Source organism: Nocardia sp. NPDC003482 (genome assembly GCF_053588115.1).
In genome coordinates this window covers 309,492-329,580 of the sequence record NZ_JBSFPI010000004.1, presented here as the reverse complement: position 1 = coordinate 329,580, position 20,089 = coordinate 309,492, and the positions used below count along the sequence as shown (strand labels likewise).

20 protein-coding genes are annotated in these 20,089 nt (G+C 69.1%); 13 read left to right on the top strand and 7 right to left on the bottom strand.

Annotation, left to right across the window (positions count from 1 at the left end; all coding sequences use genetic code 11):
* Nucleotides 1-2: 2 nt before the first annotated feature.
* A complete protein-coding gene (locus ACWDSJ_RS08605) occupies nt 3-1,121 on the top strand; it encodes a winged helix DNA-binding domain-containing protein (RefSeq protein ID WP_450030301.1) in 1,119 nt (372 codons plus the stop codon).
* Nucleotide 1,122: 1 nt separating this feature from the next.
* On the opposite strand, the gene ACWDSJ_RS08600 is transcribed toward ACWDSJ_RS08605, so the two are convergent.
* A complete protein-coding gene (locus tag ACWDSJ_RS08600; RefSeq protein WP_387359658.1) occupies nt 1,123-1,644 on the bottom strand; it encodes an Lrp/AsnC family transcriptional regulator in 522 nt (173 codons plus the stop codon).
* 137 nt (nt 1,645-1,781) lie between these two features.
* On the opposite strand from ACWDSJ_RS08600, the gene hppD reads away from it, so the two are divergent.
* The 7 genes from hppD to tuf all read left to right on the top strand — a co-directional run bounded on the left by hppD (nt 1,782) and on the right by tuf (nt 8,760).
* Complete coding sequence (gene hppD, locus ACWDSJ_RS08595) at nt 1,782-2,951, top strand: 4-hydroxyphenylpyruvate dioxygenase (protein WP_450030299.1); 1,170 nt, start codon at nt 1,782-1,784, stop codon at nt 2,949-2,951.
* Between the two features lie 19 nt (nt 2,952-2,970).
* Nucleotides 2,971-3,501 carry a DUF3558 domain-containing protein gene (locus ACWDSJ_RS08590; protein WP_450030297.1) on the top strand — a complete coding sequence of 177 codons (531 nt, stop codon included), beginning with the start codon at nt 2,971-2,973 and terminating at the stop codon, nt 3,499-3,501.
* 8 nt (nt 3,502-3,509) lie between these two features.
* Nucleotides 3,510-4,055, top strand: a complete 546-nt coding sequence (locus tag ACWDSJ_RS08585; protein ID WP_387359665.1) for a DUF3558 domain-containing protein — start codon at nt 3,510-3,512, stop codon at nt 4,053-4,055.
* 297 nt (nt 4,056-4,352) lie between these two features.
* A complete protein-coding gene (gene rpsL / locus ACWDSJ_RS08580) occupies nt 4,353-4,727 on the top strand; it encodes a 30S ribosomal protein S12 (protein ID WP_011211612.1) in 375 nt (124 codons plus the stop codon).
* A 1-nt stretch (nt 4,728) separates the two neighbouring features.
* Nucleotides 4,729-5,199 carry a 30S ribosomal protein S7 gene (rpsG, locus tag ACWDSJ_RS08575; RefSeq protein WP_062514302.1) on the top strand — a complete coding sequence of 157 codons (471 nt, stop codon included), beginning with the start codon at nt 4,729-4,731 and terminating at the stop codon, nt 5,197-5,199.
* A 169-nt stretch (nt 5,200-5,368) separates the two neighbouring features.
* Nucleotides 5,369-7,471, top strand: coding sequence for an elongation factor G (gene fusA, locus ACWDSJ_RS08570; RefSeq protein WP_387359668.1), 2,103 nt, complete (start codon nt 5,369-5,371; stop codon nt 7,469-7,471).
* Nucleotides 7,472-7,569: 98 nt separating this feature from the next.
* Entirely contained in the window at nt 7,570-8,760 is a 1,191-nt protein-coding gene (gene tuf, locus ACWDSJ_RS08565) for an elongation factor Tu (protein WP_387359670.1), read from the top strand.
* 59 nt (nt 8,761-8,819) lie between these two features.
* On the opposite strand, the gene ACWDSJ_RS08560 is transcribed toward tuf, so the two are convergent.
* From ACWDSJ_RS08560 to ACWDSJ_RS08545, 4 genes are all read right to left on the bottom strand, one after another.
* Nucleotides 8,820-9,677 carry a hypothetical protein gene (locus tag ACWDSJ_RS08560; protein WP_450030292.1) on the bottom strand — a complete coding sequence of 286 codons (858 nt, stop codon included), beginning with the start codon at nt 9,675-9,677 and terminating at the stop codon, nt 8,820-8,822.
* Between the two features lie 97 nt (nt 9,678-9,774).
* A complete protein-coding gene (locus ACWDSJ_RS08555; protein WP_450030426.1) occupies nt 9,775-10,968 on the bottom strand; it encodes a lipase family protein in 1,194 nt (397 codons plus the stop codon).
* 148 nt (nt 10,969-11,116) lie between these two features.
* On the bottom strand, nt 11,117-11,740 hold the full coding sequence (locus ACWDSJ_RS08550; protein ID WP_387359676.1) for a TetR/AcrR family transcriptional regulator: 624 nt from the start codon (nt 11,738-11,740) through the stop codon (nt 11,117-11,119).
* A 5-nt stretch (nt 11,741-11,745) separates the two neighbouring features.
* The gene (locus ACWDSJ_RS08545) at nt 11,746-12,093 is read right to left on the bottom strand and encodes an SPW repeat domain-containing protein (protein ID WP_387359679.1); all 348 of its coding nucleotides are present in this window, start codon (nt 12,091-12,093) and stop codon (nt 11,746-11,748) included.
* Between the two features lie 156 nt (nt 12,094-12,249).
* Here ACWDSJ_RS08545 and ACWDSJ_RS08540 point away from each other — a divergent pair, with 156 nt between their 5' ends.
* Genes ACWDSJ_RS08540 through ACWDSJ_RS08530 form a run of 3 tightly spaced genes read left to right on the top strand, consistent with a single transcriptional unit; the run spans nt 12,250 to nt 14,979 of the window.
* Nucleotides 12,250-13,437: an NAD(P)/FAD-dependent oxidoreductase gene (locus ACWDSJ_RS08540; protein ID WP_450030289.1), complete on the top strand. Its 1,188-nt coding sequence runs from the start codon at nt 12,250-12,252 to the stop codon at nt 13,435-13,437.
* 26 nt (nt 13,438-13,463) lie between these two features.
* Nucleotides 13,464-14,243 (top strand): glutamate racemase, encoded by a 780-nt coding sequence (locus tag ACWDSJ_RS08535; protein ID WP_450030287.1) that lies wholly within the window; start codon nt 13,464-13,466, stop codon nt 14,241-14,243.
* Entirely contained in the window at nt 14,224-14,979 is a 756-nt protein-coding gene (locus ACWDSJ_RS08530) for a DNA alkylation repair protein (RefSeq protein WP_450030285.1), read from the top strand. The genes ACWDSJ_RS08535 and ACWDSJ_RS08530 overlap by 20 nt, the downstream gene beginning before the upstream one ends.
* A gap of 33 nt (nt 14,980-15,012) precedes the next feature.
* Here the strand turns inward: ACWDSJ_RS08530 and ACWDSJ_RS08525 are convergent, their stop codons facing one another.
* A complete protein-coding gene (locus ACWDSJ_RS08525) occupies nt 15,013-16,068 on the bottom strand; it encodes a 2Fe-2S iron-sulfur cluster-binding protein (RefSeq protein WP_450030283.1) in 1,056 nt (351 codons plus the stop codon).
* 46 nt (nt 16,069-16,114) lie between these two features.
* Nucleotides 16,115-16,735, bottom strand: coding sequence for a mycofactocin system transcriptional regulator MftR2 (mftR2, locus tag ACWDSJ_RS08520; RefSeq protein ID WP_450030281.1), 621 nt, complete (start codon nt 16,733-16,735; stop codon nt 16,115-16,117).
* A 373-nt stretch (nt 16,736-17,108) separates the two neighbouring features.
* Between mftR2 and mftF the strand changes: the two genes are divergently transcribed.
* Both mftF and ACWDSJ_RS08510 read left to right on the top strand, forming a co-directional pair.
* Entirely contained in the window at nt 17,109-18,506 is a 1,398-nt protein-coding gene (gene mftF / locus ACWDSJ_RS08515) for a mycofactocin biosynthesis glycosyltransferase MftF (RefSeq protein ID WP_450030279.1), read from the top strand.
* Nucleotides 18,507-18,622: 116 nt separating this feature from the next.
* Nucleotides 18,623-19,993, top strand: coding sequence for a GAF domain-containing protein (locus ACWDSJ_RS08510; RefSeq protein ID WP_450030277.1), 1,371 nt, complete (start codon nt 18,623-18,625; stop codon nt 19,991-19,993).
* Nucleotides 19,994-20,089: the final 96 nt, after the last annotated feature.

Genomic DNA, 20,089 nt, shown 5'->3' with positions numbered 1-20,089 from the left:
CCATGACCGACCGCCTGTCCGACCGGGTGCTCAATCGCACCCTGCTGGCCCGCCAGCATCTGTTGCGCCGCGAGCCGCTGTCCCCGGCGACCGTGTGCGAGCGGCTGGTGGGCTTGCAGGCCCAGGACGTCACCCCGCCGTTCGTCGGATTGTGGAGCCGCACAGCCGATTTCGATCCCGAGACCGTCTCGCGCGGGCTGACCGATCGCTCGCTGGTGCGCATCACGTTGCTGCGCGGCACGATTCACCTCGTGACCGCGCTCGACGCCCGCCGCATCGCCCCGCACGTCCAGCCCGAACTGGAGAAGATCCCGTTCCGCAAGGGTTTCAACTACGGGGCGATGGTCGGACTCGATCCGGAAGAGGTTCGCGCACACGGTGATCGGGTATTCGGCGACGAACCCGTGTCCGCCGCCGACCTGCGCGCGCGGGCGGCGCGGGTGTATCCCGATCGCGATCCCGGCGCGGTCGTGCAGACGTGGCTGTACCAGTTGCCGGTGTTGCAGACGCCGCCGCGCGGGCTGTGGCGGAACAACAGCCGCCCGGTGTGGTCGCGCATCGAACCCTGGCTCGGCGCGCCGCTGATACCCGATTATCCCTTGGGGGAGTTGGTCATTCGCTATCTGCGCGCGTTCGGCCCCGCCACCGCGCCGGACGTGCAGACCTGGTCCAAACTGCTCGGCATCAAGGAGGCCCTCACCGGACTGGGGGACCGGATCCGCACCTACACCGACGAGCGCGGCCGCACCCTCTACGACGCCGCCGACGCCGAACTCGCCGATCCGGACACGCCCGCCCCCGTGCGCTTCCTCGGCTGGTACGACAATGCCGTGCTGTCGCACAAGGATCGCTCCCGCATCGTGCCCGACAACGCCGCGCCGCCGCTGCGTCACCTCGCCGCCCAGGTCTCGCCCATCCTGATCGACGGCTACCTGTGGGGGATCTACAAGATCTTCCCCGACCGCGACCGGGCCCGGCTGCGCATCGTGCCGGGCCGGGAGTGGACCGGGGCCGAACGCGCGGAGGTCGAGGCGGAAGGGCTTGCGCTGCTGGCCTTCCTGGAACCAGACCGCGCCCCGAGCGTCGAAATCCTCACGCCCGGAGCGGATCCGCGCGTCTGAGTCAGGAGTTGGCGTTGCGGTAGGCGGGCGCCTTGCTCGTCCCGGCGGGGGTGAGGGTGCGCAGCAACGGCAGCGTGCGCTGGGGCACCACCGTCGACAACACGATCACGCTGTGCGAACGGGTCACGGCCGCACTGCGATCGATGCTCAGCAGCACCGCCTGTAGGCCCGCGTGCGACTCCGCGCCGATGCGGCACAGCACATCCGCCGAACCGGTGGTGGCGTACGCCTCGAGCACGCCCGGGATCGCCTCGAGGTCCTCGGCCACGGCGTCGAGCGCGCCCTGGGCGATCTCGAGGGTGACGAACGCCTGCACGTCGAATCCGGCCGCGGTGACGTCGATGTGCGGATCGTAGGAGGCGATCACCCCGGCCTCCTCCATGCGCGCGATCCGGGACTGGACGGTCGCCCGCGCGACCCGGGTGCGACGGGACAGCTCGAGGATGCCCGCCTTCTGGTATTCGTGCATGGCCGACAGGATCGCCAGGTCCAGTTCGTCCAGCTTCGCGACGGTGCGTCCCATGGCCCTCTTCCTCAGCTCGCGGGTGTGCTATTCAAATTGTCCAGCACGACGGGCGATCTGGTGACGCAATTCACCAGGGTGTCCAAATAATGTGGTCGATATTGCTCAGTGCGGCGGTTCGGCGATTCGCTTGTCGCATGACTACCGAGCAGCTGTTCAGCGATACCCGGCTCGTCGGGCTGGTCGACCACGATCCGCGTCGCGACCCGTTTCCCGTGCTCGGGTGGGACGCGCTGGTGTGGGTGGTCGGCAACGCCACCCAGTGCGCGCACTACCTGGAGTCGGCGTTCGGGATGCGGCTCGAGGCGTACTCGGGACCGGAGACCGGCAATCGCGATCACAAGGCGTACGTATTGCGCAGCGGCGGTGCGCGTTTCGTGATCCAGGGGGCGGTGGATCCGGACAGTCCGCTGGTGGCCCATCACGATCGGCACGGCGACGGGGTGGTCGACATCGCGCTCGAGGTCCCGGATGTGGACAAGTGCGTCGCGCACGCCCGCGCGGCCGGGGCCACGGTGCTCACCGAACCGCACGACGAGTCCGACGACTTCGGGGTCGTGCGGCTGGCGAGCCTGGCGGCCTACGGCGACACCCGGCACACCCTGGTCGACCGGTCCCGCTACGACGGCCCGTACCTGCCGGGCTATGTCGCGCGGCGCAGCGGCCTCGTCCCGCCCGCGGACGCGCCGCCGCGGCTGTTCCAGGCCATCGACCATGTGGTCGGCAATGTGGAACTGGGCCGGATGGACGAGTGGGTCGAGTTCTACCGGCGGGTCATGGGATTCGAGAACATGGCCGAATTCGTCGGCGCGGATATCGCCACCGAGTACTCGGCGCTGATGAGCAAGGTCGTCGCCAACGGCAATCACCGGGTCAAGTTCCCGCTCAACGAGCCCGCGGCGGGCCGCCGGAAATCCCAGATCGACGAGTACCTGGAGTTCTACCGCGGGCCCGGCGTACAGCACATCGCCCTGGCGACCGGCGACATCCTCACCACCGTCGACGCGCTGCGCCGCGCGGGCGTCGAATTCCTCGCCACCCCGGACGCCTACTACGACGACCCGGTGTTGCGCGCCCGCATCGGCGAGGTCCGCGTCCCCGTCGCCGAGCTGCGCTCGCGCGGCATCCTCGTCGACCGCGACGACGACGGCTATCTGCTCCAGATCTTCACCAAGCCCATCACCGACCGCCCGACCGTCTTCTTCGAACTCATCGAGCGCCACGGCTCCCTCGGCTTCGGCAAGGGCAACTTCAAGGCCCTGTTCGAGGCCATCGAGCGCGAACAGGAGGCGCGCGGGAATCTGTAATCCCAGTAGAGTTCCACCCATGCGGAGGATCTCGGCGGCCCTCGTCACGGCGACGGCCCTCGCGGCGCTGCTGGCGGCGTGCGGTTCGGGCGATTCGGGCGACAACACTCCGCCGGTGCGCCCGCCCATGAAGGTCGCCGCGCTCGGCCCGTTCACCGGCGAGTGCGGGAATGTGACCGACGACGAGGTGCGCGATCTGGGCGGGCTGGGACAGATCACCCAGACGTTCAAGAATTCGGTGGGCTGCAACTGGCAGGGCGGCGGCATCGACGGTCCCACGGTCACCTTCGCGTCCTACCGTGGCAGCCCGATCGAGCGGGAGCGGGCGTGGGTCACCGCGCAGGGCCGCAATCCGGAGGCGGTCGACGTCGGCGGGCACAAGGGGTTCCAGGACACCGATCCGCAGGGCCTGATCTGCGACTTCGCGGTCCAACTCGGCGACGACTTCTTCGAGTGGTCCACGTACGCGGGTTCGTTCGGGCGGCCCAGCGCCAACCCGTGCGAGAAGAACCGCAAACTGGCCGAGCTGACCGTGCAGCGATTGAAATGAGGGGCGCGATGAGATCACGAGCCGCGGTGGCCGCCTGCGCGGTGCTGGCGTTCGCGGCCACGCTGTCCGGCTGCGGCAAGACCGTGACCGGCACCCCGCAGCCCGCCGGGGGCAGCGGCGGCGGGGTCAACATGAACTTCGACAAGCTGCTGCGCGAGTGCGAGGTGGTCCAGCTCGACCAGATCGCCAAGATCACCGGCACCCAGACGCTGCCGCAGAGCAGCTTCAACGGCGCGGTCTGCATGTGGTCGCTCGCGGGCGCGCCCGGCGGGGACGGCATGGCCACCCTGAACTGGTACGAGATGGGGACGCTGAGCAACGAGAAACAGAACAACGACCGGCTCGGTTATCAGACGACGGACGTCAATGTGCAGGGCCGCCGCTCACTCCAGGTCCATCGCCCCAACGATCCCGACTCCTGCGGGGTGATGGCCCCGGCCGCGGACACCGGCATCATCGGCTGGTGGATCAACTATCGGCCGGGCGGCGGACACCCGGATCCGTGCGACGCGGCGCAGAAACTGGCAGAGTTGACGTTGAACCTCGCCCGCTAGACCGCACAACGCACCGACCCGTCGAACTACCACGGGGTACCCGCTTTTGCCCCCCGCCGCGCCGACGGGTATCGTGGATCGCTGTGCCCGGAAGCATGCGGGCAAGCTTGTGTGCAGGACGTAAGCCAGCGAGAGCGGCCGACCGTTTCAGCGTGCCCGAAATGACCGGTACGCGCTGCGCGCGACACGCCCGACCTCGGGGCGCGAGGAACGCGACTCGGGCCAGTGGGTGAAGGCTCGAAAACACAGACATGAAGAGTTCCAGACACCTGGTTACTGAATAAGGAAAGCCGGTATATGCCAACCATCAACCAGCTGGTCCGCAAGGGTCGCCGCGACAAGGTCGCGAAGACGAAGACCGCGGCCCTGAAGGGGAGCCCGCAGCGTCGTGGCGTGTGCACCCGCGTGTACACCACGACCCCGAAGAAGCCGAACTCCGCGCTGCGCAAGGTCGCGCGTGTTCGCCTGACCAGCCAGGTCGAGGTCACGGCCTACATCCCCGGCGAGGGCCACAACCTGCAGGAGCACTCGATGGTGCTCGTCCGCGGCGGTCGTGTGAAGGACCTCCCCGGTGTGCGCTACAAGATCATCCGCGGCTCGCTCGACACGCAGGGCGTGAAGAACCGCAAGCAGGCCCGCAGCCGCTACGGCGCCAAGAAGGAGAAGAGCTGATATGCCGCGCAAGGGCCCCGCACCCAAGCGTCCCCTGATCAACGATCCGGTCTACGGTTCGCCGCTGGTCACCCAGCTGGTCAACAAGGTGCTGCTGGACGGCAAGAAGTCGATCGCCGAGCGCATCGTCTACGGCGCGCTCGAGCAGGCGCGCGAGAAGACGGGCACCGATCCGGTCGTGACCCTCAAGCGCGCGCTGGACAACGTCAAGCCCGCCCTCGAGGTCAAGCCCCGGCGTGTCGGTGGCGCCACCTACCAGGTTCCGGTCGAGGTCCGTCCCGGCCGCGCCAACACCCTGGCCATGCGCTGGCTGGTGAACTTCTCCCGGCAGCGTCGCGAGAAGACCATGGTCGAGCGTCTCGCCAACGAGCTGCTGGACGCCAGCAACGGTCTGGGCGCTTCGGTGAAGCGTCGCGAGGACACCCACAAGATGGCCGAGTCCAACCGGGCGTTCGCGCACTACCGCTGGTGATTGGTCACCCGGCCCGCCGGTGAAGGAACGGCGCCGGGAGGCGAGTCACAGTCGGGCGTGGCACTTCTGGGCCACGCCCGACGTTGAAAAAGTGATGGCCTCGAGCTTCGCAAACGGAGCCAGGGTCGTTCCCGTCAATCCCAACTAGCTACGAGCGGGGAAGATTTCCGTGGCACAGGACGTGCTCACCGACCTCAACAAGGTCCGCAACATCGGCATCATGGCCCACATCGATGCCGGTAAGACCACGACAACCGAACGCATCCTCTTCTACACCGGCATCACCTACAAGATCGGTGAGGTCCACGACGGCGCGGCCACGATGGACTGGATGGCTCAGGAGCAGGAGCGCGGCATCACGATCACGTCGGCCGCGACGACCTGCTTCTGGAAAGACAACCAGATCAACATCATCGACACGCCGGGACACGTCGACTTCACGGTCGAGGTGGAGCGGTCGCTGCGCGTGCTCGACGGCGCGGTCGCGGTCTTCGACGGCAAAGAGGGCGTTGAGCCGCAGTCCGAGCAGGTCTGGCGGCAGGCCGACAAGTACGACGTCCCGCGCATCTGCTTCGTCAACAAGATGGACAAGCTGGGCGCCGACTTCTACTTCACGGTCCAGACCATCAAGGACCGGCTGGGTGCCAAGCCGCTGGTCGTGCAGCTGCCCATCGGCGCCGAGGACACCTTCGAGGGCATCGTCGACCTGGTCGAGAACAACGCCAAGGTGTGGCGTGGCGAGACCAAGCTCGGTGAGCAGTACGAGGTCGTCGAGATCCCCGAGGATCTGAAGGAGCGCGCCGAGCAGTACCGCCAGGAGCTGCTCGAGACCGTCGCGGAGTCCGACGAGGAGCTGCTCGAGAAGTTCCTCGGCGGCGAGGAGCTCTCGATCGAGGAGATCAAGGGCGCGATCCGCAAGCTGACCGTCAACTCGGAGCTCTACCCCGTGCTCTGTGGCTCGGCGTTCAAGAACAAGGGCGTGCAGCCCATGCTCGACGCCGTGATCGACTACCTGCCCAACCCGCTGGACGACGGCGGCACCGACGGCCACGTCCCGGGCAAGGAAGAGGAGATCATCCATCGCGACGCCGACGTCACCGCGCCCTTCGCGGCGCTGGCGTTCAAGATCGCGACGCACCCGTTCTTCGGCAAGCTGACCTACGTCCGCGTGTACTCGGGCAAGGTCGACTCCGGCGCCCAGGTCATCAACTCGACCAAGGGCAAGAAGGAGCGTCTGGGCAAGCTGTTCCAGATGCACTCCAACAAGGAGAACCCGGTCGGCGAGGCGCAGGCGGGCCACATCTACGCGGTCATCGGCCTCAAGGACACCACCACGGGCGACACCCTGTGCGATCCGCAGAACCAGATCGTGCTGGAGTCGATGACCTTCCCGGATCCGGTCATCGAGGTGGCCATCGAGCCGAAGACGAAGGCCGACCAGGAGAAGCTGGGCACCGCCATCCAGAAGTTCGCGGAGGAGGACCCCACCTTCAACGTGAAGCTGGATCAGGAGACCGGCCAGACCGTCATCGGCGGCATGGGCGAGCTCCAGCTCGACATCTACGTCGACCGCATGAAGCGCGAGTTCAAGGTCGAGGCCAACATCGGCAAGCCGCAGGTGGCCTACCGCGAGACCATCACCAAGCCGGTCGAGAAGTTCGAGTACACCCACAAGAAGCAGACCGGTGGCTCGGGCCAGTTCGCGCGCGTCATCATCGCCCTCGAGCCGTTCGTCGGCGAGGACGGCGCGACCTACGAGTTCGAGAACAAGGTCACCGGTGGCCGCGTGCCCAAGGAGTACATCCCCTCGGTGGACGCGGGCATCCAGGACGCCATGCAGTACGGTGTCCTCGCCGGCTACCCCCTGGTGAACCTGAAGGCCGCGCTGCTGGACGGCGCCTACCACGAGGTCGACTCCTCGGAGATGGCGTTCAAGATCGCTGGCGCGCAGGCCCTCAAGGAAGCGGCCCGCAAGGCCGGTCCGGTGATCCTCGAGCCGCTCATGGCCGTCGAGGTCACCACGCCCGAGGACTACATGGGCGAAGTGATCGGCGACCTGAACTCCCGCCGTGGTCAGATCCAGGCCATGGAGGAACGCAGTGGTGCCCGTGTCGTCAAGGCGCTGGTTCCGCTCTCGGAGATGTTCGGCTACATCGGTGATCTGCGGTCGAAGACCCAGGGCCGGGCGAACTTCTCCATGGTGTTCGATTCGTACGCGGAGGTTCCGGCCAACGTGTCGAAGGAGATCATCGCCAAGGCGACCGGCGAATAATCCGGGCGCGCTGTACGACCCAATCCCCGCGTACGCGGGGGTGATCCCACAACCGCACTGCTGCTTAGCAAGCACCAACAAGTCCAGGAGGACATCAAGTGGCGAAGGCGAAGTTCGAGCGGACGAAGCCCCACGTCAACATCGGCACCATCGGTCACGTCGACCACGGCAAGACCACGCTGACCGCGGCGATCACCAAGGTGCTGGCTGACAAGTACCCGGACCTGAACGCGGCCTTCGCGTTCGACCAGATCGACAAGGCTCCGGAGGAGAAGGCTCGTGGTATCACGATCAACATCTCCCACGTCGAGTACCAGACCGAGAAGCGGCACTACGCCCACGTCGACGCCCCGGGCCACGCCGACTACATCAAGAACATGATCACCGGTGCGGCCCAGATGGACGGCGCCATCCTGGTCGTGGCGGCCACCGACGGCCCGATGCCGCAGACCCGTGAGCACGTGCTGCTCGCCCGTCAGGTCGGCGTGCCCTACATCCTGGTCGCGCTGAACAAGTCGGACATGGTCGACGACGAGGAGATCCTCGAGCTCGTCGAGATGGAGGTCCGCGAGCTGCTGGCCTCGCAGGAGTTCGACGAGGACGCCCCCGTCGTGCGCGTCTCCGGCCTGAAGGCGCTGGAGGGCGACGAGAAGTGGGCCGAGTCGATCCTCGAGCTCATGAACGCCGTCGACGAGTCGATCCCGGACCCGGTCCGTGAGACCGACAAGCCGTTCCTGATGCCGATCGAGGACGTCTTCACGATCACCGGTCGTGGCACCGTCGTCACCGGTCGTATCGAGCGTGGCGTGATCAACGTCAACGAGGAAGTCGAGATCACCGGCATCCGCGAGAAGACCCAGAAGACCACCGTCACCGGTGTCGAGATGTTCCGCAAGCTGCTCGACCAGGGCCAGGCCGGCGACAACGTCGGTCTGCTGCTGCGCGGCCTCAAGCGTGAGGACGTGGAGCGCGGCCAGGTCGTCATCAAGCCGGGCACCACGACCCCGCACACGGAGTTCGAGGGCCAGGCGTACATCCTGTCGAAGGACGAGGGCGGCCGCCACACCCCGTTCTTCAACAACTACCGCCCGCAGTTCTACTTCCGCACCACCGACGTGACCGGCGTCGTGACCCTCCCCGAGGGCACCGAGATGGTCATGCCGGGCGACAACACCGAGATGAGCGTCAAGCTCATCCAGCCCGTCGCCATGGAAGAGGGCCTGCGCTTCGCCATCCGCGAGGGCGGCCGCACCGTCGGCGCCGGCCGGGTCACCAAGATCATCAAGTGATCTAGCCCCACCGAAAGGGCCGCTTCCCTTGGGAGGCGGCCCTTTTCGCGTGGGTACGCCTACTCCGGCTCACTCGCCGCCAGCAGCGCCCGCGCGAAATCCCGCATCTGTTCCGCCCCGCCGAACCACGCCGACACCAGATCCACGGCGGTCGAGCGGGTGTGCCGGGCGGCCCGGACGAACTCCGACAGCACCGCCTCGCCCGATTCCGCCTTGGCCGCAACGGTTTCCAGGTTGTGGCTGGCCAGCAGCAGGCGCATCACCAGGTGGATGTCGACGGTGGCGGGGGAGTTGTCGAGCGGGTTCGCCTCCCGTTCGGCGGCCGCGCGGCGGGCGGCGCGAGGCTGGGTGGGGCGAGCGGTTTCCGGGGGCTGGGCCGAGGTCTCCGGCGCGGCGCGGCGGGTCGGTTCCGCGGCGGGGCGGTAGGAGTTCTCCTCCAGACGCCGGGCCAGTTCCGTGGCGGACCGGTAGCCGTTTTCCTCGGCGCGGTGGCCGCTCTCCGAGCGCGGCTGCGCATCGGGCATGCGGTGCCCGCTCTCGGAACGCGGTTGCGCATCGGGCATGCGGTGGCCGCCGTCCGAGCGCGGCTGCGCATCGGGCACGCGGTGCCCGCTTTCCGAACGCGTCGAATCGGGCCGGGCCGCAGGGCTTTCCGGGATCGGTGGGGTGGGTTCCGGCCGGGCCGTGGGGGTTTCGGGCCGGGGGGTGGCGCCCGTCGGCCATGACGAACCCATATCGGGCTGGGTCCACTGCACACCGCTGTCGTGACCGAGGGTGGTCCGGCCCGTCGGATTGTCGTAGCCGGTCAGTCCGCTCGACGATGCCGGGGTGCTGTCGTTCACCGGATTGGTGAGGCGATATCCCTCCGGCCGCGAACGATTGGGCTCGCCGAAGGCGGCGAAATCGGCATCGGTCATAGTGGCCCATGCTAAGCCAGGGCGTCCCGTCGCGCCGGAGGGCATCGGAGTGAGTCCGATCGCGCCAGCGATTTGTCACTGACACCGGCCCGCCGAATCAACAGTCGCTGGGCGCGGGCTCACCCCGGAAACGCGCGTCGAGCCAGCTCACCATGGCGGGCATCCCGAGCACCGCCGCCGACAGATGCTCCGGCGAGGGCGTCAGCTGGGACTGCAGCCGAACCCCTGCCGCGCAGTACCGCCGATCGGTGTCGACGATGGCGTCCACCGGAATGAGCGGGTCGGTGGGCGAATGCCATTCGAAGATCGGCATGGTCGGCACCCCGTCGAACAGATGGAGGCTGTTGTCCTCCACCACCTTCCACGCCTCCGGATCGTCCACCAGCGAGGTGCTCGCCGCGTAGTCGAGCACGCTGTGCCCGGCCCCGATGCCCAGGATCTCGTTGACGCACCCGTTGGCCATGGCGTCGCGCGCCGCCACCCCGCGCCCGTTCAGATAGTCGCTGATCGGCAGCCGCTCCGGATACTCCCGCTCGAGCCCGATCGCCGCGGCCATCGCCAGCCCGAACGCCGGATGCGGATTGGTCCACAGCGCCCGCACCATCGTCTCCAGATTCATCGGCACCCCGCCGAGCGCCGCGCCCGCGATCTCCAGTTCCGGCGCGTAGGTCGGCTGCAATGCCGCCGCCCACGCCGTCGCCATCCCGCCCCCGGAGTACCCGGCCATGGTCACCGGACTGCGCCCCAGCGTGAGTTCCGGCACCCGCCGCACCGCCCGGATCCCGTCCAGGGTGATCTGCCCGCCCAGACGTGCCGCGCCGTAAGCGAATTGGGGCCCGAGATGATCCGGCAGCGCGATGCTCCAGCCGCGCAGCAACAGCGCGTTGAGCGCGGGCGCCTCCCGCACCGCCTTGTCGGGATCCCCGGTGTAGAGCACGTGCGACACCGCGCACTGCGTCCCCAGCCCGTTGATGATGTGCTGATACGACAGCAGCGGCGCGTCGGCCACATGCGTGAACGGCGTCAGCACGGTCGTGGTCGCCGCGATCGGATCGCCGTGCGAATTCGTGGACCGGAACTTGACCAGCGTGACCGAGGTCCCCGGAAAGGCGGGCACCGGCGGCATCGCCCGCACCGCCAGCACGTCACCCGCCGCGTGCGCGGCCAGGTCCGGCGGCGCGGCGTAGAAGGGATCGGGATCGGGCACGGGATAGATCGGCTGCGCCCCGGCGGGCACGGCCCCGAACAGGCCGAGCAGCACGCCGGTCGTCACGCCCAGGAACCGGCCGATACGGCCGACAACCGAACCCCTACAGGTCACGTCCAAAACCTCCCGGCAATCGATCAGTTACGAAACGGGCCGGTGGGTATTCAAATGGACCGCGCGCCTCCCCGGGCGGACGCGCCGAACCGGAAGCGAAATGGTTATCGAAGAAATTTCAGCCGAGCTGGGTCATCCCCGCCGCGACCACCCGCGAGATGTTGCGGATCTCCTCGGCCGTCGGCAGCGTCAGCCCGTCCAGGGCGTGCAGCCGATCGGTCGTGGCCACGGCCAGTACGGCCGAGACCCACGCCCCCGCGCAGGCGCGCAACGTCCCGTCCCGCACCGGGCCGGGCGCGCTCGCCGCCAGCACCCGCGAGGTGACGTCGAGCAGCTGATCGCGCATGCGCCGCAACTGTTTTCGCACATCGGGATGGGTATCGGCCTCGCGCCACATGATCACCCGCAGCACCGACGAGTGATGATCCCGAAGATTCAGCGCCGCATCGAGATTCACCAGGCTGCCCGCCGGATCGCCCGGCGTGACGAGGTTTTCGATGTCCTGCACCGGCGGGGCCGGGACGCGCTCGGCCATCAGCGCCGACAGGATGGACTCCTTGGTGGGGAAGTAGTAGAACACCAACCCCTTGGGCACGCCCGCGGTGGCCGCGATGGCCGCCGTCGCCGTGGCGTCGAAACCGTGTGTGGCGAACAGGCTTTCGGCGGCGTCCAGAATGAGTTGCCGGGCGTCGCCGTCCACCTCGCGGCTGCGGCGGCGCCCGGCCCGGCGGGGCCCGGCCACGTGCGTCAGTGGGCCGTGTGCATGCGCCCCGTCACCTGTGGCAGCGCCGCCACCGCGACCACCACGGTCAGCACTCCCACGATCCACGCCGTCCACGAGGCGCCATTGTAGGCGTGGAAGTCCATCACCCACGGGGAGATGAACAGCAGGACGCCGAGCGCGCCCATCGCGTAGTCGAGGCCGGTCATCGCCGGACGCGACAGCAGCGCCAGACCGGTGAGCGCGATGAGTATGCCCAGCACGATGAGCGTCCACATGCCTCGGTCGTTGTGGTCCACCCAGATGGGGGACAGTGCGGTGAAGACGCCCAGCACGACTGCGATGTAGTCCTGTGCGCGGCTATCGGTGAACATCGGGTGCCTCCTCGATGGGCAGGAAATATGTCCTCCCTTCGGTATAACTCTGATTGACCGCCCGATCAATACCTGATCGGCAACAATCGCCGTCGGCTATCACCGTGTCGGGCATCACGATAGAAATTAGAACGCGTTCTACAATATCGTGGGCTGATGACCACCGATGCGCGTCCGATCGTGATCGTGGGCGCGGGCCTGGCGGGCCTGCGCACCGCGGAGGAACTGCGGCGCGCCGGATACCCCGGCGGGCTGGTGCTGGTCGGCGACGAGCCGCGACTGCCCTACGACCGCCCCCCGCTGTCCAAACAGTTCGTGCGCGGCGAGACCGACGACACCACCCTGCGCCCGGCGGAGTTCTTCACCGAGAACGCGATCGACCTGCGCCTCGGCGTCCCCGCCGCGCGGGTGGACACCGCCGCGCGCCGGGTGTGGCTGTCCGACGGCTCCGCCCTCGACTACGACCAGCTCGTTCTCGCGACGGGCCTGCGCCCCAAGCGAATTCCCGGCCTGCCGGACGCGGCGGGCGTGCATGTGCTGCGCCGCCACGAGGACGCGGCCGCGCTGCGCGCCGAGACGGCCCGCGCGACAAGGGCTCTGGTGGTCGGCGCGGGCTTCATCGGCTGCGAACTCACCGCCAGCTTCCGCGCCCTCGGCCTCGAGGTCGTGCTGGTCGAACCCCAGCCCACCCCGCTGGCGGCCGCCCTGGGCGAGCGGGTCGGCGGACTCGTCGGGCGGCTGCACCGCGAGCAGGGCGTGGACCTGCGCTGCGGTGTCGGCCTGGATTCGCTACGCGTACAGGACGGTTCGGCCCGCGGCGCGATCCTGAGCGACGGCGGCGCGGTCGACGCCGATCTGGTGGTGATCGGCGTCGGCTCGGTCCCCGTCACCGAGTGGCTCGCCGATTCGGGCATCCCGCTGGCCGCCCCGGCCGCGGGCGGTGGCGTCCTGGCCGACGAGGTCGGCCGCACCTCCGTGCCGGGCGTGTGGGCGGTCGGCGACGTCGCGGCCTGGCGGCACGCCACCGGCGCACATCGCCGCGTCGAACACTGGACCAATGCCGGGGAACAGGCGCAACTGCTGGCCGCCGCCCTGCTCGGCGCGGAACCGCCCGCCGCCGCGCGCGTCCCGTACGTGTGGAGCGATCAGTACGACCTGAAGATCCAGGTGCTCGGCACGCCCGCGGCCGCCGACGCGGTGGAGATCGTCGAGGACGACGGCCGCAAGTTCGTGGCGCACTACCACGCCGACGGCGTGCTCACCGCGGTCATCGGCGCGGGACGTTCCGGTCAGGTCATGAAGATGCGCGCGCGGCTCGCCACCACCACCCCCGTCGGCCGATAGCGCGGGCCGCTAATACAGTTGGGCGTGTGATCGTCTCGCTCATCGACTCGGGACTGGGCCTGTTGCCCACGGGGGCGTGGCTGCGCACGCTGCGGCCGGATCTGGATCTGCTGCTGCAAACCGATCCCGACGGCGCGCCGTGGGGACCGAAACCCGAGTCGTGGGTGGTCGATCGGGTGCTGGAGGCCGCGCGCCGGGCGCTGCGACTGGGCGCGGAAGTGCTCGTGCTGCCGTGCAATACGGCCAGTGTGACCGCGCTGGAACACGTCCGCGCGGAGGTGGGCCCGGAGGTCCCGGTGATCGGCACGGTCCCGGCCATCAAACCGGCCGCCGCGGTCTGCCGGACGGTGGCGGTCTGGGCCACCGCAGCAACCACCGCGAGCCGCTATCAGGCCGATCTCATCGCCCGGTTCGGCGGCGACGCCGAGGTGATCGGCGTGGCGTGCCACGGCCTGGCCGACGCCATCGACCACGGCGATCTGCCCGCCATCGCCGCCGCGATCGAGAGCGCGGCCGCGCGCACCCCGCCCGACACCGAGGGCGTCGTCCTCGGCTGCACCCACTATCCGCTCGTCACGGAGTCGATCCTCGCCGCCCTGCCCGACCGGGTGCGCCTGTTCGACAGCGCGGAAGCCGTTGCGGCGCAGACTCTTCGGCGGATGGACGCGCTCGGCCGACCCGCCGCCGGAACCGGTACCGTCACCGTCCTGAACTCCGGCCGTCCCGGCGCGCTGCCCCCGGGCGCGGCGGCCTTCGAATCGGGCCGGGTGCTCGGCGCCACCGCCGATGTCGTCGCCCGCGGCTGAGCCGACCGCCGACGCGGTCCGCGACGCCCTGGCCGCCGTGGCCGACCCCGCCGACGCCATCCACCTGCAACGCTTCTTCAAAACCGGTCGCGGCGAATACGGCGAGGGCGACGTCTTCGTCGGCGTCCGCGTGCCCGCCACCCGCGCCGTCGCCAAGCGCTTCGCGGGCCTGCCGCTGTCCGAGATCGACCAACTGCTCGACAGCCCGATCCACGAACACCGCCTCGCCGGGTTGATCATCCTGAATGCCGCCATGGCGAGAGCGGTCAAGCCACGCGTGAACGACCTTGCCGCGCAACGCGATATCGTCGATCTCTACCTGGCGGCCGTGCGCCGCGGCCGGGTGAACAACTGGGACCTGGTCGACGTCTCCGCCGAGAACATCCTCGGCCCCTGGCTCCTGGACCGCCCGCGCGAGTTGCTGTTCGATCTGGCCGCCGCGGACTCGCTGTGGGAACGTCGCGTGGCCCTACTGACCACCTTCGCCTTCATCAAATCCGGCGACGCCACCACCACCCTCGCCCTGAGCGAGCGCCTGCTCACCGACCGCCGCGACCTCATCCAGAAGGCCGTCGGCTGGATGCTGCGCGAGGTCGGCAAGCGGGTCGACCGCGCCCTGCTGCTCGACTTCCTCGACCGGCACGCCGCCGAGATGGGCCGCACCGCTTTGAGTTACGCCACGGAACATCTCGAAAGCGCGGTGCGCCAACACTATCGAGATGTCCCGCGGCGATAATCACTGTGCCGCAACGACATCCGGCGACAGCGCCTAGAACTGGATCCGCAGATGGTCGGTCACCGGGTGCGCCTGGCAGCCCAGGATGTAGCCCGCCTCGATGTCCTCGGGATCGAGGATGTCGCAGGTGTCCATCTCGACCTTGCCCTCGAGCACCGTGCACGCGCACGAACCGCACTCGCCCTCCTGGCAGGAGTACGGCACGTCGATTCCCTTGGCCAGCATGATGTCCACCAGCGTCTGCCGGCGCGGCCAGCTCAGCTCGTGCACCTCGCCGTCGAGTTCGACCTCCACGGTCGCGGCGTCGGCGGCCTCCTCGGCGCTCACCTCCGCCGGGGCGGTCACCGAGAACGGGTCGCCCGCAAGGGAATTGAACACCTCGGCGTGGGTGCGGCCGCGCGGCACGCCGAGCTGGGCCAGCGCGTCGTGCACCCGATCCATGAACGCCCTGGGCCCGCACAGGAACGCCCGGTACCCGCTGTAGGGCCCGGCAAGCGCCGCCAGCCCGTCCACGCTCGGCAGCCCCTGCAACGTCTCCAGCCAGTGCACGACCGTCAGCCGCTGCGGATGCTTGTCGCCCAGCTCGCGCAGTTCGGCCGCGAAGATGACCGACTCCGCGTCGCGATTGGCGTACACCAACACGATTCGCCCGCTCCCACGCGCCAGCGCCGACTTCAGGATCGACATCACCGGGGTGATCCCGCTGCCCGCGGCGAACAACAGCAGATCCTCGTCGAGGTCCTTGGGCGTGAACACCCCCGACGGCGGCAGCACCTCGAGCTCGTGCCCGGCTTTCACGTTGTCGCACACCCAGTTCGACGCGTAGCCGTCGACCGTGCGCTTGACCGTGACCTTGGGCCGGTCGTCGGTGTGCGGCGAACTGGCCAGGGAGTAGCAGCGCGCCACCGATCCGGTCAGCTCGCTGGGGATGCGCAGGGTGAGGAATTGCCCCGGCTGATAGTCGAACCGCTCGCGCAGCTCCTCGGGCACGTCGAAGACCAGCGAGCACGCGTCGGCGGTCTCGGGGATGACCGCGGCGACCCGCAGCACGGCGGAGCGCGAGCCGTGTGGCACTTCAACCGTCGTCATGATGTCCTCTCGGGGGCGGGCAAAAGTAGAACGTGTTCTAGTTTTACTATACGTGGCCGTCCCGCTGCCGGACAAGCTGGGCCTCGAGCCCCGCGATCAGCACCCCGATGCCGAAGTCGTAGGAGTATTTCCCGCGCAGATCGCCGATGTACTTCACGGCCCGCTCGACCGACTCGGGCAGCGCGGCCTCGGTGAGCGCCGCGCGATCGCGCGGATTCACCCGCGCCCGGCCGAACAGATAGGTGTGGATGGTCGCGTAGGCGGCCAGCACATTGCGATCGTCGAAGCCCGCCTCGAACAGGATCTCCATCACCGCGGCGATCAGATCGAGCTGTTTGCCGAGCATCTGCTCGATGAGCACATCGCCGAGTCCCGGGTGTTTGCGCAGCTTTTCGTCGATCTGATCGATGAGTTCGCGCAGACGATGTTGCCAGGGACCGGATTCCGGCGGCGGTTTGCGGACTCCGGTCAGCGCCGCGCTGGCGACGAGATCGAGCAGTTCGCGTTTGTCGGCGACGTAGTAATAGGGGGCCATCGGGGAGACGCCGAGTTCGCGGGACAGCCGGCGCATGGATAGTTTGTCCACGCCGTCCTCCCGCACCACCCGCAACGCGGCCTCGACGATCTCGGATTCCGACAACGTATTGCCGCCCCCGCTCGTCTGCATCCGTCCGACTCCCATGTCACCTCGAGACCCGTGCCGCAGCCCCAACCGTCCGTCGGCAACCCGTCATCTACTGTTCAGCGTGCTTTTTCCCGCCACAGTCTAGAGCGCGGGTCCGGCCGCCGGTCCGTGTGTGCTCGGGTTGCCCGTCGCACGCTGAACGGCGGAATTAGCCGATCGTGCGCGGGCGGGTCGGCCGGGGTGATCTTCATCGCAACCAGCTGGAAGTTGCGACATGATTGCCAGCAACTCTCGCGAATGGCGTGTGGCGCGCCGCTCCGGGATGTGGCGGCCCACCGCGGTATTCGCATCGAATTCGATCCTCTTTTTTCGACACGATGTGCCCGAACGGCAATGACCGCATAGCATTCCAGGAATGCGCCATGATCGACTGCCCGACGGGTTCGGGGTGCGAATCGATCCGAGGGTGCGCACCTACTCCGGTGGCCGGTACCTGGTCGGGGGTTCGCCGACGAGGTTGCTACGACTCGCGCCGGAGGCGGCCGCCCTGATCGGTGACGGGTATCTGGAGGTGACCGACCACCGGTCGGCGGTGGTTGCCAGACGGCTGCTCGACTCCGGTGTCGCCAATCCCCGTCCGCGCCTGCTGCCCTCGCCCGAGGACGTCACGGTGGTGGTGCCGCACCACAACGACGCGGCCGGGCTGGAGCGGCTGCTCGGCACCCTGCGCGGGCACAGCGTGGTCGTGGTGGACGACGGGTCGGATCGGCCGGTGCGCATCCCGCGCACCCGCGGGCGCTGCCGGGTGACCGTGCTGCGGCACGACCGCAGGCAGGGCGCCGCGGCCGCGCGCAATGCCGGATTACGCGCCGCCACAACCGAATTCGTCGCCTTCCTCGATTCCGATGTGGTGCCGCGCGCCGGTTGGCTCGAGGTGATGCTGGGCCATTTCAGCGATCCGGAGGTGGCCCTGGTCGCCCCGCGCATCGTGGCCCGCGAACCCGACACCACCGTGCTCGGCCGCTACGAGCACACCCGCTCCTCGCTGGATCGCGGCCGCCGCGAGACGGCCGTCAGCTGGCACGGCGCGGTCTCCTATGTGCCGGGCGCCGCGCTGCTGGTCCGGCGGCAGGCGCTGCTGGCCGAGGGCGGTTTCGACGAGCGGATGCGCTCGGCCGCCGATATCGATCTGTGCCGCCGCCTGGAGCAGGCGGGCTGGCGGCTGCGCTACGAACCGGCCGCGCACGTCGGCCGCGAGTCCCCGGTATCGCTGGGAAAGTGGTTGCGCCGCAAGGCTTCCCACGGCGCGAGCGCCGCCCCGCTGGCCCGTCGCCATCCGGGGGTGGTGGCCCCGCTGTCTGTGCCGTTCTGGACCGTGGTGGCCACCGCCCTGCTGGCCGCGGCGACCCGCTGGAGCGTGCTGGGCGGGCTGGCCACGCTGCTGGCCGCGTTGGTCCGGTTGCGCCGCGTCTTCGCCGAACTCGACAATCCGACCCGGGTCGCCGCGATCCAATTGGCGCGCGGCTTCTCCGGCGGCGTGTGGCGGATCGTCTCCGCGCTGTCGCGGCACTACTGGCCGGTGACCGTGCTGGCGATGGTGTTCTCCGCGCGGGTGCGGCGGATCGCGATGACCATGGCGATCGCCGACGGCCTGGCCGACTGGTACACCCATCGCGAGCCCGGCGGCCTGGATCCGCTGCGCTATCTGTGCTGTAAACGGCTCGACGATCTGGCCTACGGCGCCGGTCTGTGGTGGGGCGCCGCGCGGGTCCGCAATGTCACCGCGCTGCGCCCGTCGGTGCCCCGTCGATAGGCGCTACCTCACATTTCGCGGTGGTCCCGTCGCCCTGTGACCTGGCGGACAAACGGCAGACTTCCGACGCCTCGCACCATTCCCGCCGGTACAGTTTGGAGCGGGAAGAAAGGCAAATGGTCAGCAATCTCGCCGGCGGCGGTGCCGGACAAGGGGTCGAGCCGGGCACGCAGCTCGGCGCGCTGGAATCCTATGCCGCCCAGGCCCACGGCTATCTGACCGTCGGTGGCGAGCAGTTGGCTCAGCTGCCCGGTCTGCTCCGGCCGCTGGTACTCGAATCGTGGCTGCGCAGTCTGCGCGGCGGCGTCGATCCGATGGACGAGGTCGACGGGCGCGGGCTGCGCGGCGCGGACCTCCAGCGCTATCGCGACAATCATCCGATCGCGGCGGTGATGCCGTTGGTGGACAAGCTGTTACTCCAGGACGCCACGAGCACGGGTCTGATCGTGGTGATCGCCGACCAGTTCGGCCGCGTGCTGTCGGTGCACGGCAACCCCGATCGGGTGAACGCCGCCGCCGAGGCCGGACTGCGCGAGGGCAACGACCTGAGCGAACGCCGCGTGGGCACCAACGCCATCGGGCTCGTCGTCCGCACCGGCCGCGCCGCCTGGATACACGGCCCCGAACACTATCTGCATCGAATGCACCGGATCACCGGCGCCGCGGCGCCCGTGCACGATCCCGACGGCCGTCCGGTCGGGGTGCTCATGATCGCGGGCGGGGTGCGGGTGGCCCGCCCCGAGATCCTGGCGCTGGTCAAGGCCGCGGCGACCGCGGCGGAGATGGATCTGGTGCTGGCCGCGGTCCGCTCCCGCCAGCGCGGCGCGGAACGCCTTGCCGCGGACGGGGATTCGCCGCCCCCGGCCCCGGCCGGGCGGCTCGCCTTGGACGTGCTGGGGCTCGGCCAGTCCCAGCTGACCGTCTCGGGGGAGCGAGTCCCGTTGTCGCAGCGGCACGCCGAGATCCTGCTGTTGCTCGCCGAACACGCCGAGGGCCTGTCGGCCGATCACCTCGCGCTGCTGCTCGACGACACCGATCTCGACAACGGCACCATCCGCGCGGCCATGTCCCGGCTGCGCGCGGTGGTCGGCCCGCAGGTCTTCGGATCCCGGCCCTATCGGCTGCGGGTCCCCCTCGCCACCGATGTCGAGGCGTTGCGCGCGGCCCTCGATTCCGGCGATGTCGACACCGCCGTGCGCCTCTACGCCGGACCGGTACTCCCGCGCTCGACCGCCCCGGGAGTCATAGACATTCGCGATGAACTGCGCGTCCGGCTGCGCACCGCGGTGCTGCGTTCCGGCGATCCGGCCGTGCTCAGCCGGTGGACCGCCGGGGCCGAGGGCCGCGACGACACCGCCGCGTGGATCGCGTATCGCGCCACGGTGGACCGGGATTCCGCCCTGTATGCCCAGATCGAGGCGAAGATCCGGGTGCTCGATCGGCGGATGGGCGCCGATGCAACGCAGATGCAACGTTTCGACTCATAGGCTCCGCCCCGAATCGTGTGGTGTCTCACAACGGCACCCCTACGGTTCTCGCGCGCGCCGATTCGGCCGCTCATCCGCCGATCGGACGCTTGTCCA

What these genes read in the sequence shown, in the direction of transcription:
- ACWDSJ_RS08605 (WP_450030301.1), top strand. Translation starts at nt 3, where the DNA reads ATGACCGACCGCCTGTCCGACCGGGTGCTCAATCGCACCCTGCTGGCC.
- ACWDSJ_RS08600 (WP_387359658.1), bottom strand. Translation starts at nt 1,644, where the DNA reads ATGGGACGCACCGTCGCGAAGCTGGACGAACTGGACCTGGCGATCCTG.
- hppD (WP_450030299.1), top strand. Translation starts at nt 1,782, where the DNA reads ATGACTACCGAGCAGCTGTTCAGCGATACCCGGCTCGTCGGGCTGGTC.
- ACWDSJ_RS08590 (WP_450030297.1), top strand. Translation starts at nt 2,971, where the DNA reads ATGCGGAGGATCTCGGCGGCCCTCGTCACGGCGACGGCCCTCGCGGCG.
- ACWDSJ_RS08585 (WP_387359665.1), top strand. Translation starts at nt 3,510, where the DNA reads ATGAGATCACGAGCCGCGGTGGCCGCCTGCGCGGTGCTGGCGTTCGCG.
- rpsL (WP_011211612.1), top strand. Translation starts at nt 4,353, where the DNA reads ATGCCAACCATCAACCAGCTGGTCCGCAAGGGTCGCCGCGACAAGGTC.
- rpsG (WP_062514302.1), top strand. Translation starts at nt 4,729, where the DNA reads ATGCCGCGCAAGGGCCCCGCACCCAAGCGTCCCCTGATCAACGATCCG.
- ACWDSJ_RS08560 (WP_450030292.1), bottom strand. Translation starts at nt 9,677, where the DNA reads ATGACCGATGCCGATTTCGCCGCCTTCGGCGAGCCCAATCGTTCGCGG.
- ACWDSJ_RS08545 (WP_387359679.1), bottom strand. Translation starts at nt 12,093, where the DNA reads ATGTTCACCGATAGCCGCGCACAGGACTACATCGCAGTCGTGCTGGGC.
- ACWDSJ_RS08540 (WP_450030289.1), top strand. Translation starts at nt 12,250, where the DNA reads ATGACCACCGATGCGCGTCCGATCGTGATCGTGGGCGCGGGCCTGGCG.
- ACWDSJ_RS08530 (WP_450030285.1), top strand. Translation starts at nt 14,224, where the DNA reads ATGTCGTCGCCCGCGGCTGAGCCGACCGCCGACGCGGTCCGCGACGCC.
- ACWDSJ_RS08525 (WP_450030283.1), bottom strand. Translation starts at nt 16,068, where the DNA reads ATGACGACGGTTGAAGTGCCACACGGCTCGCGCTCCGCCGTGCTGCGG.
- mftR2 (WP_450030281.1), bottom strand. Translation starts at nt 16,735, where the DNA reads ATGCAGACGAGCGGGGGCGGCAATACGTTGTCGGAATCCGAGATCGTC.
- mftF (WP_450030279.1), top strand. Translation starts at nt 17,109, where the DNA reads ATGCGCCATGATCGACTGCCCGACGGGTTCGGGGTGCGAATCGATCCG.
- ACWDSJ_RS08510 (WP_450030277.1), top strand. Translation starts at nt 18,623, where the DNA reads ATGGTCAGCAATCTCGCCGGCGGCGGTGCCGGACAAGGGGTCGAGCCG.